Origin of the sequence: Endozoicomonas atrinae (genome assembly GCF_001647025.1) — a bacterium.
Classification (GTDB): Bacteria; Pseudomonadota; Gammaproteobacteria; order Pseudomonadales; family Endozoicomonadaceae; genus Endozoicomonas; species Endozoicomonas atrinae.
Genome location: NZ_LUKQ02000147.1, coordinates 1 through 14,340, shown reverse-complemented (window position 1 = coordinate 14,340; position 14,340 = coordinate 1). Strand labels below are relative to the sequence as shown.

Genomic DNA, 14,340 nt, shown 5'->3' with positions numbered 1-14,340 from the left:
TCATCCTGAGTTTTAATCTGACTGGCTATTTGATCTACCAGTTTTTCGTTGATTTCAACGCTCATTGTTATTCTCCATTTTGGAGTATTAACGACAAGCGTTTACACAATTTAAATTACATTCCCGTTTTTATGAGATCGTTCTATAGCGTTACCTGCTGCCATTAAATCTTGATTGTTTTTCGTTCCAACTAATATTCCTTTCTTAATGTTCTCTACATCTTTACCTTGATGCTTGGCTTCTGTTACTAATACAACTCTCCAATCAGCATTATCATCTCTAACTTCAATTATTCCACCATCAGGCTTTATACTCGAATTCGAAACAAAAAGAGTCTGCCCAAGTTCTGGGTCAATTTTTTTCAGCGATTGGTTAATTTCATCTTTTTTTATGCTAACTCTGTAACGGAAAGATAGTTGAGGATATTCATCTTCTAGCTTACTTATTACTAATTTAGAAATAGTTCCTACAGTCAGATCGTGTGATCTTGCATCATCTCCAAAGATACCAACAACACCTTGAGATTGCTTATGTTGGTTTGTCAATCTATTGGACTGATTTTTTTTAGACATACTTCTGATTTCCTCTTAAAACTGTTTTCACTTTTTTATTAGCTACATCACAGTTAGAAATTTTTATCTTAATGTGGAGTTATTGATATGTGAATGAGGAGATATACTGAGCGCTTATACGTGCGCAGGTCGATAGCAAGACGATTACTATAGTACCAAATTAATCGATTTTTACAATCTTAAGCCAGTGCTCAGACTCTAAGATATGCTGATTAAGTAATGAAAACACGTTGAAATGACCATTTTTTGGGTGTTATTCAATATATTCTGTACTATAGTGCATACTTTGCTAATACCCTGTATACGTACCTAGTTCGCAATATTCTGAAGAAAACTCCCCACACTACCGTCCATCGCTTATCAAACTGCCTTTTGTTGACAGCTGGGAGCATTACGCGAAATGCTCATTACTCTTTTTTGTGAGCATGATAGTGCCATAACATTGATAGCATTGCATTGCTATAAACAAGTAATTTTCGGCATTTGTGCAATCCCCCTTGGGAATCGAGTGTTAACGACCAGTACTATTCGCTGTTACTTCAAATTTTACGTTTGAGTTCATCGAACAAGCTTTGGATTGCCTTATGTCCTTCAATTAGTTTTCCTCTTGCTGAACCCCTGTAATTTTGACCGACAACGGTCTTAGTCAAAAAATCTTGTGATCCTACGTCCAAACATTTTTGTGACACGCCCTCTCTTGCCGTTCCTGGACAAATTACATTCAGCAAAAGAGGTAAAAGATCATGAAAACATTAACCAACTCCATGCTCTGCACCTTGATTCACCTGACCAAAAATCAGCTTGAAGCCAAGCGTCACGAAATCGCTGACCTGAGTCAATACACGACTAAAGTCATCCGTGAGAGCTATAACTCCGAAGTTGACGAACTGGTCTCCATTTTGGAAATTCTAACCGATGTTCTCAAACTTCAGGAGCCAGCAGAGCAACCTACTCGCTCAACCAAGAAATAACAGATCGGGGGTTATCCCCCTTTCTGTTTTTCAGATTTCTTGTCTCTATATGCTGTACCCCATCAGTATCCTTTCCTGATAGGACTGCCGCAGTCGTTCAATGAGTTGATGTTCTGTCGTGTTGTTTTTCTCGTAATGCTGGGCAATATCGCCCCAGATAACGCTGCCTTGTAGCTCTTGGAGCACCCTTTTGAACTTCAGCCCTTTTCTTGCACAGGCCGACAGTAAGTTGCCTATGTATAGCTGGTAGTTTTTGCCGGAGAAAGATGTCGCTTTCTTGTAGTACCGCTTGTAATGCAGGTTATCTTTGTAGGCAGATTCAGGGTATTTGAAAACAATATCTTCCAGCAGGATTGTCCACATCGGATCAAGATAATTGCTGTTATAGTTCAGCCTGAAGGACTTGAGACCGTACAGCCAGAGTGCCTGTATATGTTTGATCACCTCAGAGTAGGTGCGCATTTTAACACCGATTTCACCGGTTTCTTTATTGCAGGTTCCCAGAGCGAACTGTTGAATGACTGAGTGGTGGAATCGCACCTCAAACCGGAACACATCCGACTCCGAATCATAACCACTGGAACCGTCATCGAGCTTTGTGCTTTCCTGCCATTTGTGTTCCATGTAGTCGAATTTATCAATGCTCTGAGCCTGTATGGTTTTGTTGTAGATCGCCAGTTGTACTGCCCCCGCAGAACCAAATTTAAACGACTGTGAACGATCATAGACGCAGGACACATCAGAAACCGTAAACTCGGCTTTATCTATACCGTAAAAGTTGGAAACCCTTCTAGATTTACAGGTCATCCGTTCTGACAGGTCGTTTTCCGGTTTCCATCCCTGTACGTCTACAGCCAGATGAATAGCCGGATAATGAGGTTCAGCACACCTCAATACCTTTTTGGCAATATTCGCCAGGAACTGATCAACTTTTTTCGGGGATCGGTTATCCAGGAACCACGGAGAGCATTCGATTTTCAGATGCGAGCCAATGGATTCCGCTTTAGAGTGGAACATTTTGCAGAAAATGATAATCCCAAGCTGGTTGTTCTGAAGCCGGTACTGATAACCGGATGCTTTACCACTTTTGCCCAGAATCCAGTCATGGCCAACGAAGCGAAAAGTTTTTTCTCCAAAACTCAGTGAATCCTCAATATCCGTCAGGAAATCCAGATTCATCGATCCCTTAAACAGTTGTCGTAAAGTGTCCACATAGGTTCCCACAATCTGGAAGTTATCCAGATAGAGATCCTGCACTTTTCCGAATTTCGGGTGGACAAACAGAAGTCCCTTATCTGTTTGATTTGTGGTGGTTCCATCCTCTGATGGCTCATAACGGTCTAAATGTTTCATAATAAGATTCCTTCTTATAACTTTTCGTTTTTCACTACCCTTTTTTAATGACGTGCTACAGGAACGTCCGCCTGTGCGGGCTGCGCTGCGCGTGTCAGCCTCGCACAGTATCAGTGAGAGAGCCGACACCAATTTCAAGACAACATGCACCACAGGAATGACTGCCAAGATTCCTGGGAGCAAACCTGAAAGAGAAAACAACAAGGAAGAAACAAAGTTTCAAAGAAAATACAAAACCACTATCAATACTTGAAAGCTATTGTTCACAGCATTCCTAAAAAAGCAGGCCGCTTAAATCCTTAATAGCCACATCAATGATAAATTTCAATAGCCGTTTTTTAACTTTCCAATAACCACTTAAAACAACCAACAATGACTAAAATAAATTTTTTATCTTTGCTTTGGAGCCTTGCTGCTGTGCCTTTTAATTTTTTGAGGCGACAGGTCGCCTGCAAAAAAATTAAAGCACAGCGACATCCAAAGCAAAGACAAAAAATCAATACAGCTATGACTTATGCAGATCGAAAAAACATAAAATAGAGTCATCACATCCCTGCAATATCAGCAGGTTAGGCTATAATTAGACTAGCAACAACTATTAGTTATCATCTAAATCCATCTTATCTTTTAGCTTCCTGATATTAATCAAGCGGCGTTTACCAATTTTAAATGAAGGTATTTTATTATCTCTTACCCACACTCTGACAGTATCAATTGAAACACCAACTGATTTTGAAAATTCTTCAATCGTATGCAGTAGTCTTTCTTCACTTTCCATGTCAGTTGATTCCTTTTTTATTGTTATGTAATTATGAGACCAGAAAAATAGAAATTAATCCAAGAAAACCAACCTGAAAAGTTAAAGTTCCGCTGAACCACACCGAACTGCACCAAACTGCACCAAACTGCATATTCAGGTGAATTTTTTTCGGCCAAAAAAAAACGGTCTAGAATGCTATGGCAATCAAAAAAATAAACAACCAATGGAAAGTTGATTTCAGGATTGGCAGCAAGCGCTATCGCCATACCGCAAAGACAAAACTGGAGTGCATCCAGTTTCGGGACAAGTGCATTGCGGATAAGGATAAGGAAGCACCAGAAAAAGATGACCGAACGCTCAGAGAGCTTATCGATATCTGGTATGAAGCCAGAGGTGTTGAGCTGGCCGACAATGAAAGGACACTGAAGAACCTGATCCGCTTTTGTGAGGCAATGGGCAACCCTATCGCCAAAGAAGTCACCGCAAGAGACTGGCACAGATATAAGCAGAAGAAGCGAGAGGCAGGCATCGGAGACAAAACGCTCAACAACATGCTGGGCTATATAAATGCTGTCTATAACTTCCTGAGCAGGAACGCCATCATTGGCTACCCCAACCCCTTTCAGCCCGTAGACAAGATTCGTATCCACGAGAAGGAGCTTGTCTTCCTGAGCAATGAAGAGATCCAGCTGCTGTTTGAAGACATCAGGAAGAACTGCAAAAGCCGCCATGTAATGATGATCACCAAGATTTGCCTGTCTACCGGTGCTCGCTGGGGAGAGATCGAGAGCCGAAAGGATCACCACTTCAAGAACAATCAGGTTTACCTAACCTACACCAAGTCCAAGAAGAACCGGATTATCCCGCTAGACGAAGCATTGTTCCAGGAAGTAAAGCAGCACATCAGGGACAAAGGTGAGTTCACCAACTGCCAGGAATCGTTCAGGAGGGCTTTACTGCGATCCGGTGTCAGAACCGTTAGAGGACAGGCCAGCCATGTTCTACGCCATACCTTTGCCAGCCACTTTATGATGAATGGTGGAAACATTCGGGTACTGCAAAGCATCCTCGGTCATGCCGACATCAAGATGACCATGAAATACGCGAAATTCAGCAAAGAACACCTAAACGACGCCGTAAGACTAAATCCATTAAGCAAAATGGACACATCTTGGACACATAGGTAATTTGGAACTATTGAGCTAGGATAAAAGGAAGGGAAATCAAGGAGTTAAGAAAGGAATATGGCGGTGAGGGAGGGATTCGAACCCTCGGTACGCGATTAACGTACACACACTTTCCAGGCGTGCTCCTTCAGCCACTCGGACACCTCACCATTTGCTCAAAACGTTTACCGCCCCGAACAGGTGGCGTACTTTATATCACCTTCGACGCAAAGGCAAAAAGAATATATACCTACGGACAAAAAAATTACCGAAGGCGATTCAGGCCAAACATTTTTCCCAGAACTTTCTCAAGAATAGCGGTTGGCAGGAGTGCTTTTAGCAATGGAAACGCCAGACTGCCATTGGCCAGCCGGATGATATTGAGCACACGCCCAGACTCCAGTTTATTGATCAGGTCATGACAAAAGTGCTTTGCCGGTGTGGGGTTATCCTGTGAGGCATTGGCTCGTGCCCTGACCTTCGCCTCAATGGGCATATAGAGGCTGTCTGGCTTGAACACCTGTTCCAAGACCCGGCTGGCATTATCTGCAAACCGTGACTGGACGGCACCAGGCTGAACCGTCACTACCCTCACGCCAAAGGGTTTCAATTCCATTCTCAACACATCAGACAATGCATTGAACGCCGCTTTGGAGGCGCAGTAACTGCCCGAAAATGGAGTAAACAATACACCGGAGACACTGCCAATATTGACGATCGTCCCCTGTTTACGGGCACACATATGAGGAGCCACCTGACGGATAAGCGCCATGGGTGCAAACACATTGGTGGAAAACTGCTGCTCAAGCTCTTCACCCGGCATATCAATCAATGGCCCCATGCTGCCATAGCCAGCATTGTTCACCAGCATATCCAGATGACCATCGGTGTTCAGAATATGCTGTACAACCGCCTGAGCCTGCGACTCATTGGTCACATCCAGTTCCAACACCTGGATATTCTGGTCCGACAGCGCCTGAATACTCTGCAGGTTACGGGCGGTTGCCCAGACACGATAGCCTCTTTGTTGAAACTCAAGAGCCAGTTCCCGGCCAATGCCACTGGAGCATCCGGTAATCAGTACATTTTTATTGCTTGAAGGCATGGTTCATCCCTTTCTGGCTCTGCAAATAATTTTTCAGCTTACCACGCTAAAACCTATCTCCAGATAATGCAAAGTCCAAAAGTGCTTTCCAGCTTGTCCTACACTGTCGCATACATAATTCTTCACAGCATGACTCAACAACCATGATGATGAAAAACATCAGGCTCATCTCTTTGAGTTTGCTTATATGTTTTACCAGCTTTTGCTTCGCCGCCTCAAAAAGAACGACTGTCGTTTACTGGAACAGCCCTGAAGCAATCCCCATGCAGCAACGCTTATCGGAAAACGCAGACTTCTGGCGCCTCGTTCCTCATCTGACAACCCAGAAAACGCAAACCTACTGTGGTATTGCCAGCGCCATTACGGTGCTTAATGCCCTGGGCAGCAGTCAATATGGTGACCCGGTCTATTACCCTCATACATACCTGACACAGGACAGCTTTTTCACCCCCTCCGTTCTGCCTTACCTTTCACCCAAAGTCGTGATGTCCAGAGGAACTGATATAACAGAGTTGAACTATGCCTTGGAAACCCATGGTGTTCAGGTCCAAACCATTTATGGTGACAGTGTGTCGGCTCATCAGTTACGAAGCCTTCTGAGTCAGGCATTGGTAAACAGTGATCATTATGTCCTGATTAACTATCAAAGGGCCTGTCTCAGGCAGAGAGGTGGCGGCCACTGGTCGGTATTGGGTGCTTATGATGCTGATAGCGACCGGGTTCTGATTATGGATGTTGCCCGGTTTCATTACTTACCCGCGTGGGTGCAAATACCAGACCTGCTGAAAGCGATGAATACGATTGATCCGCGGGGTAATACACGAGGACTGCTGATCGTAACCGGGCAACCCCGTTCGAAAGCATGATGCAGTGATATGTTTAGCCGTTGAACAAAAAAACGCACAAGAATTGCTTTTCTTTGTGCGCTTTGTGATCTCTGCGGTTAACCTGAAGAATCAGTTATAGGCACCCGCGGAATAGGTCAGCTCATAGCTGTGGCTGTAGATTTCCAGGATGTTGCCAAATGGATCTTCCATGTAGATCATGCGGTATGGTTTTTCGCCCGGGTAGTAAAAGCGTGGTTTTTCCATACGACGCTTACCACCAGCAGCAACAATCTTTTCTGCCAGACCTTCAACGTCCGGGTCCTGTACGCAGAAGTGGAAAATGCCGGTTTTCCAGTATTCGAAGTTATTTTCAGGATTTTCCTGATTTTTAAACTCGAAGATCTCAACACCGATCTTGTCACCTGTGGATAAGTGAGCAATGCGGAAGTGTTCCCAGCCGGCACCGAATACATCGGTGCACATCTCACCAATGGCGCTGTCGTCTTCTACAATCGTGGTAGGCTCCATAATCAGGTACCAGCCCAGCACTTCGGTGTAAAACTTAACGGCCTTCTCCAAATCTGGAACAGAAATACCGATATGAGAAAAGGTTCTTGGGTATACTTGGTCTGTCATTGTCTTCTACCTCAATAGCAATGACATCAGTGTAGAAGCTTATTTCGAGAACAAAAAATTATCATTTTTGATGATATTGATAACATCCCGTTATGGTAAATCCACTCTGGCTAAAGACCTTTATTGCACTGGTTGAGCAGAAGCATTTCACTCGCACCGCTGCCTTGCTGCACATGACGCAACCGGGTGTCAGCCAGCATATTCGAAAACTGGAAGACTATTACCAGGCAACGTTGATTAACCGGAATGAAAAAGGCTTTGAGCTGACACAGGAAGGTGAAAAGGTACTTCGTTTTGCCAGGGAACTGGTCGTCAGTGAAGAACAGTTGAAAGAGTCCCTGAAAGAGGACAATCCTTACGAGGGGGTCTGCCGACTCAGCAGTCCGGGAGCCCTGGCCATGAGGCTTTACCCTCAGCTCTGTGTCATACAGCAGCAATATCCAGAGCTGCTGATGCAGTTTGAGGTGGCCCCGAACCACAGGATTGTGTCAGAGCTATTGAGCAATACCATTGATATTGGCCTGATTACCCATCAGACCGACGAGCCTGAACTCATCACCCGCCCTATCGATCAGGAGCAATTGCTGCTTGTGGTTCCTGCTCGTTATCGAGAAGCGGGTTACAGTGACTTATGCCAGCTGGGTGTCATTATGCACCCTGATGCCAGCCATCATATTTCATCCGTGCTCCGGGCAAACTATGCTCAATTCCGGCATCTTTCCGAGTTCCCGTTGAAAGGTGCGGTAAACCAGATCAACCTGATTCTAGAGCCGGTAGCTGCCGGTAATGGCTTTACCGTTTTACCAGAGTCCATTGTGAATGCTTTTCCCCGGCAGCAGGATATCAGCATCCTGAATATGACCACTGCCGTTTATGAAACCATTTACCTGATCCATAAGCGGCATCGCCCGGTGGCAAGCCGCTATCCGTTTATTCTGAATGCGCTATTCCCGGACCAACTGTGATTCAGCAATGGCTGGCTTAAAGATGGAACGCCATCTGGCAACCAGCAGCGCCATAAAGATCAGTCCACAACCGAGAAGCTTCTGGGAAGTCATGGACTCTCCCATCCAGATCGCACTCATCAGCGCAGTCCATACCGGTTCAATCACCATGATCAGTGCCGCATGGCCTGCTTCTGAATGTTTCAGAGCCCAGGTATACAGGAAATAGCGGAGACTGGTGGCAATCAATACTGCCGCAGCTACCCAGCCCCAGGTGTCGCTTGCAACTTGTTCCGGCCAGCTTTCAGTGGTGAAAGAAATGATCATGCCTACAATGCCCGGCACCAGCAATAGCATAAAGGTCAAAGCCATTGAAGGGATGCCTGGTGCATTATGATTGGTATACACAAAGTGCAAGGCAATAAACAGGGTCGCCATCAGATACAGCCCCTGGGCGGGTTCAAATTCCCAACTGCCTTTCAGTGCCAGCAAGGCAATACCGGCAATGGCAAATGGCAGGGCAAAGAGTGTGAAGCGATCAATTCGGCTGCCATAGAGCAACCTTCCCATAAATGGCACCATGATCATGGACAGGCTCATGATAAAAGCCCCTTCCCCAAGGCGGTCAGAACTGTCTACCGCCTGAATCCAGAGGTACATGGCCATGGTCTGAATCAGTCCAACCATCACACTGATGAACAGCTGTTTTTGGTTTAGCCGGAAGAGCTGCCTTGCGGCAAAGGGCAGTAACAACAGAGCAGCCGCAATATAACGGACCCCAATGTAACCCAGCGGCGGCATTCCCCCGATGGCAAATTTGGAAAACAGCCAGCCAGAAGCAGCCAGCAGAGTAACCAGCAGAAGTACCAAGTCTGCCTTAAGGGTAGTGTTCATTAGAATGTGCCGGGATTAAGATTTCAGGGAAGTCCGTGTTCTTTTGGAACTAGCTTACTGAAATCTCATGTGCGGCACAGTGGGGAGAAATACGCTATTTAGGACCTGTTGGCGTTTCGTTGCATGCTCAGTGGTACAGAAAAGCACCCTATGCGCGAAATCGCTTGTGCAATGCGTGGTTATTCTACGTCAAGCAAGTCTGACAAAGCTGATGGAGCTTTTCTATGCCACCCTTTGGGCAAATCAGGGCGCCCCTATTACTTCGTTGCGGCATTTTGAAAGGCAACCAGCATTCCTGCAATGCCGCGTCTCGTCATAGAAGCGCCCTGACTCGCTGAGTACACAACGAAACGCCAACAGGTCCTAGAAAGCGTTACTTTGAGGGGGTATCTTCTGACCGGAACTGCTGCTCATAGTCAGACCAGGAATATTCAGGATGCTCCTGCTCCAGCCTGGCCAGTTCTGCTTCAAGAGACGTCATCTCCTCTTCAGAAGACGGCAGGTCACTGCCCAGTTCTGAAAGCTTGGACTCAAGCACAGAAAAATCCGGCGTATTCGGAAGTTCTCCTTCACCAGAAAGGATACTGTCTTCAGCTGAAGGATCAGTCTGGTACAGGCTGTCAGAGTTCTCCGCAAATTCAGGACCGGGCCTTGACTCCAGTGAAGCGAGATCAGGCGTCGGACTCGCTGATTCAGTCATCATTGCCGTTTCATGAACTGACGCCTCTACGGCAGGCTCCACTCTATCTTCACTTTCATAAGTCTGCTCAGGTGAGTTATCCTCTTGAGCGTATTCAACAGGCTGCTCCACACTCTCGGGAGTCATGTCTGCAGCTACATGAGTTTCAGCCTGTGCATAAAGTTCAGCCTTATCTTCAGCCAGGTTATCCACAGCTGGCTGAGGCACCGGTTCTTCATAGACGGCTTCTACTGATTCGTTCGCTAATTCAGAATCCTCTGTAACAGCGGAGGTTCCTGCAGTCTCTTCTACAGACTCTGGAGCAGAGAGCGTTTCCTTCTGCTGGGGAGAGATTGTATCAACCGTCGAAACCGCTGGTTGTGCCTCCGCCTCAAGCGCTAATAACTCTTCTGCCTCAAGCGGCTCCAAATCGGCGGTTTCCAGCGTCTTGGCAGGCAGTTCCTTCTTTACACGAACTCCCAGTGCCAGGAACTGATCCGCCTGGGCAATCAGGTTTCCGCGACCGTGCTTCAGTGTGCCCATGGCATCATCGTAGGTGGTACGGGCATTACCCAGCTGGATATCCAGCTTCTCCATCTTCTCAACAAACACACGAATTTTGTCGTACACCTGACGGCCTTTGTCAGCCAGCTTACGGGTGTTGGCATTCTGCCGTTCAATGGTCCACAGATTGGCAACGGTGCGCAGGGTTGCCAGGAGGGTAGTCGGTGTTACCACAACGATGCGCTTCTCAAAGGCATCATTGAACAGCTTCTGGTCATACTGAAATGCAGAGATAAATGCCGGCTCTATCGGCATGAACATAAAGACAAAATCAGGCGCCTTGATTTCCGGCAGGCTGGGATAATCTTTCTGGTTCAGACTGTTGATATGGTTGCGAATGCTCTGGATATGGCGGGCCATGGCAGCATCACGGTCTGCATCCGTTTCAGCATTAACAAAAGCCATGTAGTCCACCAGCGACACCTTGGAGTCGATAATCAGGTGCTTGCCTTCCGGCAGGTGGACAATAAAATCAGGCCGTTTGTTCTGACCCTCTTCATCCCTGAAATTCGGCTCCCGTTCATACTCCTGCCCTTTGATCAGGCCACTGTTGTCAAGAATAGTCTCAACCTGCATTTCACCCCAGTTGCCCTGGAGTTTCTTGTCACCCTTCAACGCCTTCGCCAGACTTTCTGCATCGTCCGTCATCTTGCGGTTGAGCTGATGCATGGTTTCCAGCTGCTGCTTCAACGCCGCACGGCTCACACTGTCTTCCCGATGAGCCTCTTCAACCTTGTTACGGAACTCACCCAACTGCTCCTTGAAAGGAGCCAGCAGTGAATGCAGCTGTTCATGGTGCTGATCAGAGAGTACTTTACCCCTGGCTTCAAAGATTTCATGAGCCAGGTGTTTGAATTCCTGCTTGAGGGCTTCCTTGTTTTCCTGCAGCTGCATCAGGGCTTTCTGGTTCTGCGCCTGTTGCTCTTCCAGACGGGTTTCCAGCTCTTTTACCCGCTGCTCAGCCTGACCTCTGACAGCACGCTCAGACGTAAGCTCTTTGACCAGCTCCTGTAGATCCCGGCTTTTTTCTGATTCACGCTTGCGCTCTGAAATCAGCATGGCCTCCAGACGCCCGGCCTTGACCTGATGCTGACTGACCAGCTCATTAAGGCGCGACGTCTCCTTCTGCAGAAGGGCTTTACCGGCGTCGAGCTGTTCCTGCATAACCACTTTCTGCTCTGTCAGCTCGTCCTGCAGGTCAGCTTTCTGACCAGTCAGCTGGGCAATCTGCAGATGCTGGGCATCGACTTCCCGCTCCATTTGCAATTTCAGGCTTTGCTGGGTCTGTCGGCAGACAAACCACGCCATTGCAAACGACAGCAGTGAAGCAACAGCAACTACGACGAGGGCAGTAAGCGTCATGAAACGATCTCTCTGGAATTACACTAGAAACTTTTTGACAGGTTCGTCGAGAAAAAAGTTCAGGTCAATAGCAAGAAATCTTGCCAAAGACCTGACTGACAGCATTTATAGCTGAAAAAATGGTTGTAATAGACGGGGAACCAGCCCTTTAAAGCGGAGAGGGCCGTCCGTTGCAATCAGGCAGATACAGCCTTCATGGGTATCGGCCACCGGCTGATGGGTCATGTCGGGATCAACATCCGCCACATCGCCGGCAGAGAAGCGCCCCAGCTCATCGCTGTATGAGCCCTTGAGCACCAGGGTAAGCTCAGAACCACTGTGACCGTGGGATGGCATGAATGTACCCGGAGCAATTTTAAGCAGTCGCAGTTTGCCCTGGGATGCAGGCAGAATAAACTGCTTCATGCCAGGCGCCATGGTGCGCCAGTGAAGATCGCTGAACCACTGGCCAATCATTGGCCGCAGAGGCTCCGGGATATCGCCATCCAGATCGGCTTCTGGCGTTTTCCAGGTTTCGGAGCAAACCTCTTCGACCGGCTCATCCAACATGGCCAGCATCCAGTCCCGAGAGCTTTTGGATATGGATTCCACCGGTTCCTGTTCCATCAGCCTAAGGCCAATCTGTTCTGCATGCGCAACCTTGTCATGACAGTCATCACATACGGCCAGATGGCAGGCAACCACCATGGAAAGTGCATCCGGCAGGCTGCCCGCGCCGTAGCTGAGCAGGGTACTGTCATCGGGGTGGTGATTGCAGCTCATGACTCACCTCCAATGCGAACCCGTAATTTGTCAAAAGCCAGCCTGAGGCCAGACTTCACACTGCCAATGGGCATGTCCATATCTTCAGCAATTTCGCGGTGGGATTTTCCTTCGTAATACACTTTGTAAACCAATTGAGCCTGTTGCTGAGGCAAGGCATCCAGGGCATCTTTTAAACGCCCTGAATCACAGACCGCCATACTGGGCGTGTAGCCTGCCTCGGGGTAGCTGTTTAACGGGGAGAGCATGTCTGGCTTTTCTTTACGAAGCCGGTCAATCCATAGATTTCTGGCAATGCGAAAGATCCAGGTGGAAGCCGTAGCTTTTGCAGGGTCATAACTGGAAGTCTTACGCCATACAGACAGCAGGGTTTCCTGAACCAGCTCTTCTGCCAGCTCTTCATTAGCCCCCTTTCTGACCAGAAAGCTTTTCAGTCGAGGAGCAAAATAGTCGTAAAGCTGCATAAACAGCTTTTTATCGCGACTTTTCGCCAGATCAACGAGAACCTGCCTGAAGTCCTGCTTTTGCGCTGCCTGATCAGGTTTGAATTCCATAGAGGTTTCAACAAGCCGAAGATGTACCATAATTCTTTAATTTTCTTATACATGACTGTTTTTACGTAAAAAGTGCCAATAAGGATCTCTTTACCGTGAACACAGCCACAGCTTTTCATAATACCTTCATTAACTGTCCTGCATAGCTTTTCCTTAAATAGAAAATGGCGATTCTCTGGTGATCTGCTTTATTCACCCTGAATTTCCCATGGTTAAACAGGTAATACCAATCAAGCGTTCTAGGAGGCTGTCGGACTTAACCGACCGTAGCGAGAAAAAGTCCGGTTTGAGCCAGTTTTTATGCTGATTTGAGGCGAATAGTGGTTCTATTCAACGAAAAGCAGCATAAAAAATGGCCAAATCCGGCTTATTCGCAGTAGGTCAGTGCTAAGTCCGACAGGCTCCTAGGTCTCTACTCCACTGAACAATTGCCCCTGTTCACGCAGTGAAACCAGCAGGGCTTTTTTAACGGGTCCTGTCACCGCCTCACTGCGGGACAAAATGCTGAATGGAAACCTAAGGGGGGTATTCAGCTCCTTAACATCAAGCCGTTGCAGGGTTCCTTCTTCAATAGCATCAGCAACGCAATATTCCGGTAACAAAGCCCATCCCTCCCCCATCAGCAATAACGCCATCAGGAGATCATGGCTGGCCATACGCTGGTAATGGCTGGAAAGCAGTGTCGTCTGCTCCATATGGGAAGAAAAATAGTCCTCGGGGATCAGCTGCCGGTACATTTTCAAATCGTGCACAGCCAGTGAGTCGCAGGAAGCAACTTTCATTACAGGGCTGGCAACTGCACAGAACGCCGTATTCATCTACTGAACATTTCGATCCGTTTGACTCTTCTGCCTCATGTGTGGTTCACATTACAACATCAGATGTGCTGTATACGGCCTCTCGACATAGATAAACAGAGGCTTGTTTGACATTCCAGTCAATATCAATTCTCTCGATTACCCGGGCCAGAATACGAAATGAAGGATACTGTGATGGGGTTGCAGGCAGGTCAGATCCTTCAGAAGATTTGATCCTAGCAAATCAATCGTTTTCTGAAGGTACTTCGGGAATGTAATTTAAATTGTGTAAACGCTTGTCGTTAATACTCCAAAATGGAGAATAACAATGAGCGTTGAAATCAACGAAAAACTGGTAGATCAAATAGCCAGTCAGATTAAAACTCAGGATGAT

The 14,340-nt window shown here is 46.9% G+C and carries 14 protein-coding genes and 1 tRNA gene; 4 read left to right on the top strand and 11 right to left on the bottom strand.

Annotation, left to right across the window (positions count from 1 at the left end; genetic code table 11):
* Positions 1 to 110: 110 nt before the first annotated feature.
* A complete protein-coding gene (locus AK963_RS18125) occupies positions 111 to 572 on the bottom strand; it encodes an EcoRI family type II restriction endonuclease (RefSeq protein WP_083232748.1) in 462 nt (153 codons plus the stop codon).
* A 743-nt stretch (positions 573 to 1,315) separates the two neighbouring features.
* On the opposite strand from AK963_RS18125, the gene AK963_RS18120 reads away from it, so the two are divergent.
* Entirely contained in the window at positions 1,316 to 1,543 is a 228-nt protein-coding gene (locus AK963_RS18120) for a hypothetical protein (RefSeq protein ID WP_066016847.1), read from the top strand.
* A gap of 45 nt (positions 1,544 to 1,588) precedes the next feature.
* Here AK963_RS18120 and AK963_RS18115 read toward each other — a convergent pair whose 3' ends face one another.
* Positions 1,589 to 2,896, bottom strand: a complete 1,308-nt coding sequence (locus AK963_RS18115; protein ID WP_066016846.1) for a hypothetical protein — start codon at positions 2,894 to 2,896, stop codon at positions 1,589 to 1,591.
* A gap of 598 nt (positions 2,897 to 3,494) precedes the next feature.
* A complete protein-coding gene (locus AK963_RS18105) occupies positions 3,495 to 3,674 on the bottom strand; it encodes an excisionase family DNA-binding protein (RefSeq protein WP_066016844.1) in 180 nt (59 codons plus the stop codon).
* 179 nt (positions 3,675 to 3,853) lie between these two features.
* Here AK963_RS18105 and AK963_RS18100 point away from each other — a divergent pair, with 179 nt between their 5' ends.
* Positions 3,854 to 4,843 carry a phage integrase gene (locus AK963_RS18100; protein WP_066016843.1) on the top strand — a complete coding sequence of 330 codons (990 nt, stop codon included), beginning with the start codon at positions 3,854 to 3,856 and terminating at the stop codon, positions 4,841 to 4,843.
* A 58-nt stretch (positions 4,844 to 4,901) separates the two neighbouring features.
* Here AK963_RS18100 and AK963_RS18095 read toward each other — a convergent pair.
* Positions 4,902 to 4,992, bottom strand: a tRNA-Ser gene (locus AK963_RS18095).
* Between the two features lie 95 nt (positions 4,993 to 5,087).
* Positions 5,088 to 5,927, bottom strand: a complete 840-nt coding sequence (locus AK963_RS18090) for an SDR family oxidoreductase (protein ID WP_066016842.1) — start codon at positions 5,925 to 5,927, stop codon at positions 5,088 to 5,090.
* 263 nt (positions 5,928 to 6,190) lie between these two features.
* Between AK963_RS18090 and AK963_RS18085 the strand changes: the two genes are divergently transcribed.
* Positions 6,191 to 6,793: a phytochelatin synthase family protein gene (locus AK963_RS18085; protein ID WP_175404563.1), complete on the top strand. Its 603-nt coding sequence runs from the start codon at positions 6,191 to 6,193 to the stop codon at positions 6,791 to 6,793.
* Between the two features lie 90 nt (positions 6,794 to 6,883).
* On the opposite strand, the gene AK963_RS18080 is transcribed toward AK963_RS18085, so the two are convergent.
* Positions 6,884 to 7,390 (bottom strand): lactoylglutathione lyase family protein, encoded by a 507-nt coding sequence (locus AK963_RS18080; RefSeq protein ID WP_066016840.1) that lies wholly within the window; start codon positions 7,388 to 7,390, stop codon positions 6,884 to 6,886.
* Positions 7,391 to 7,482: 92 nt separating this feature from the next.
* On the opposite strand from AK963_RS18080, the gene AK963_RS18075 reads away from it, so the two are divergent.
* On the top strand, positions 7,483 to 8,355 hold the full coding sequence (locus AK963_RS18075; RefSeq protein ID WP_066016839.1) for a LysR family transcriptional regulator: 873 nt from the start codon (positions 7,483 to 7,485) through the stop codon (positions 8,353 to 8,355).
* Here AK963_RS18075 and AK963_RS18070 read toward each other — a convergent pair.
* The 5 genes from AK963_RS18070 to AK963_RS18050 form a co-directional block, all read right to left on the bottom strand.
* Entirely contained in the window at positions 8,335 to 9,228 is an 894-nt protein-coding gene (locus AK963_RS18070; protein ID WP_066016838.1) for a DMT family transporter, read from the bottom strand. The genes AK963_RS18075 and AK963_RS18070 overlap by 21 nt on opposite strands.
* Before the next feature lie 373 nt (positions 9,229 to 9,601).
* Positions 9,602 to 11,833 carry a DNA recombination protein RmuC gene (locus AK963_RS18065; RefSeq protein WP_066016837.1) on the bottom strand — a complete coding sequence of 744 codons (2,232 nt, stop codon included), beginning with the start codon at positions 11,831 to 11,833 and terminating at the stop codon, positions 9,602 to 9,604.
* A gap of 105 nt (positions 11,834 to 11,938) precedes the next feature.
* Positions 11,939 to 12,595: a ChrR family anti-sigma-E factor gene (locus AK963_RS18060; RefSeq protein WP_066016836.1), complete on the bottom strand. Its 657-nt coding sequence runs from the start codon at positions 12,593 to 12,595 to the stop codon at positions 11,939 to 11,941.
* Positions 12,592 to 13,149 (bottom strand): sigma-70 family RNA polymerase sigma factor, encoded by a 558-nt coding sequence (locus tag AK963_RS18055; protein ID WP_066016848.1) that lies wholly within the window; start codon positions 13,147 to 13,149, stop codon positions 12,592 to 12,594. The genes AK963_RS18060 and AK963_RS18055 overlap by 4 nt, the downstream gene beginning before the upstream one ends.
* A 404-nt stretch (positions 13,150 to 13,553) precedes the next feature.
* On the bottom strand, positions 13,554 to 13,967 hold the full coding sequence (locus AK963_RS18050; protein WP_066016835.1) for a LysR substrate-binding domain-containing protein: 414 nt from the start codon (positions 13,965 to 13,967) through the stop codon (positions 13,554 to 13,556).
* Positions 13,968 to 14,340: the final 373 nt, after the last annotated feature.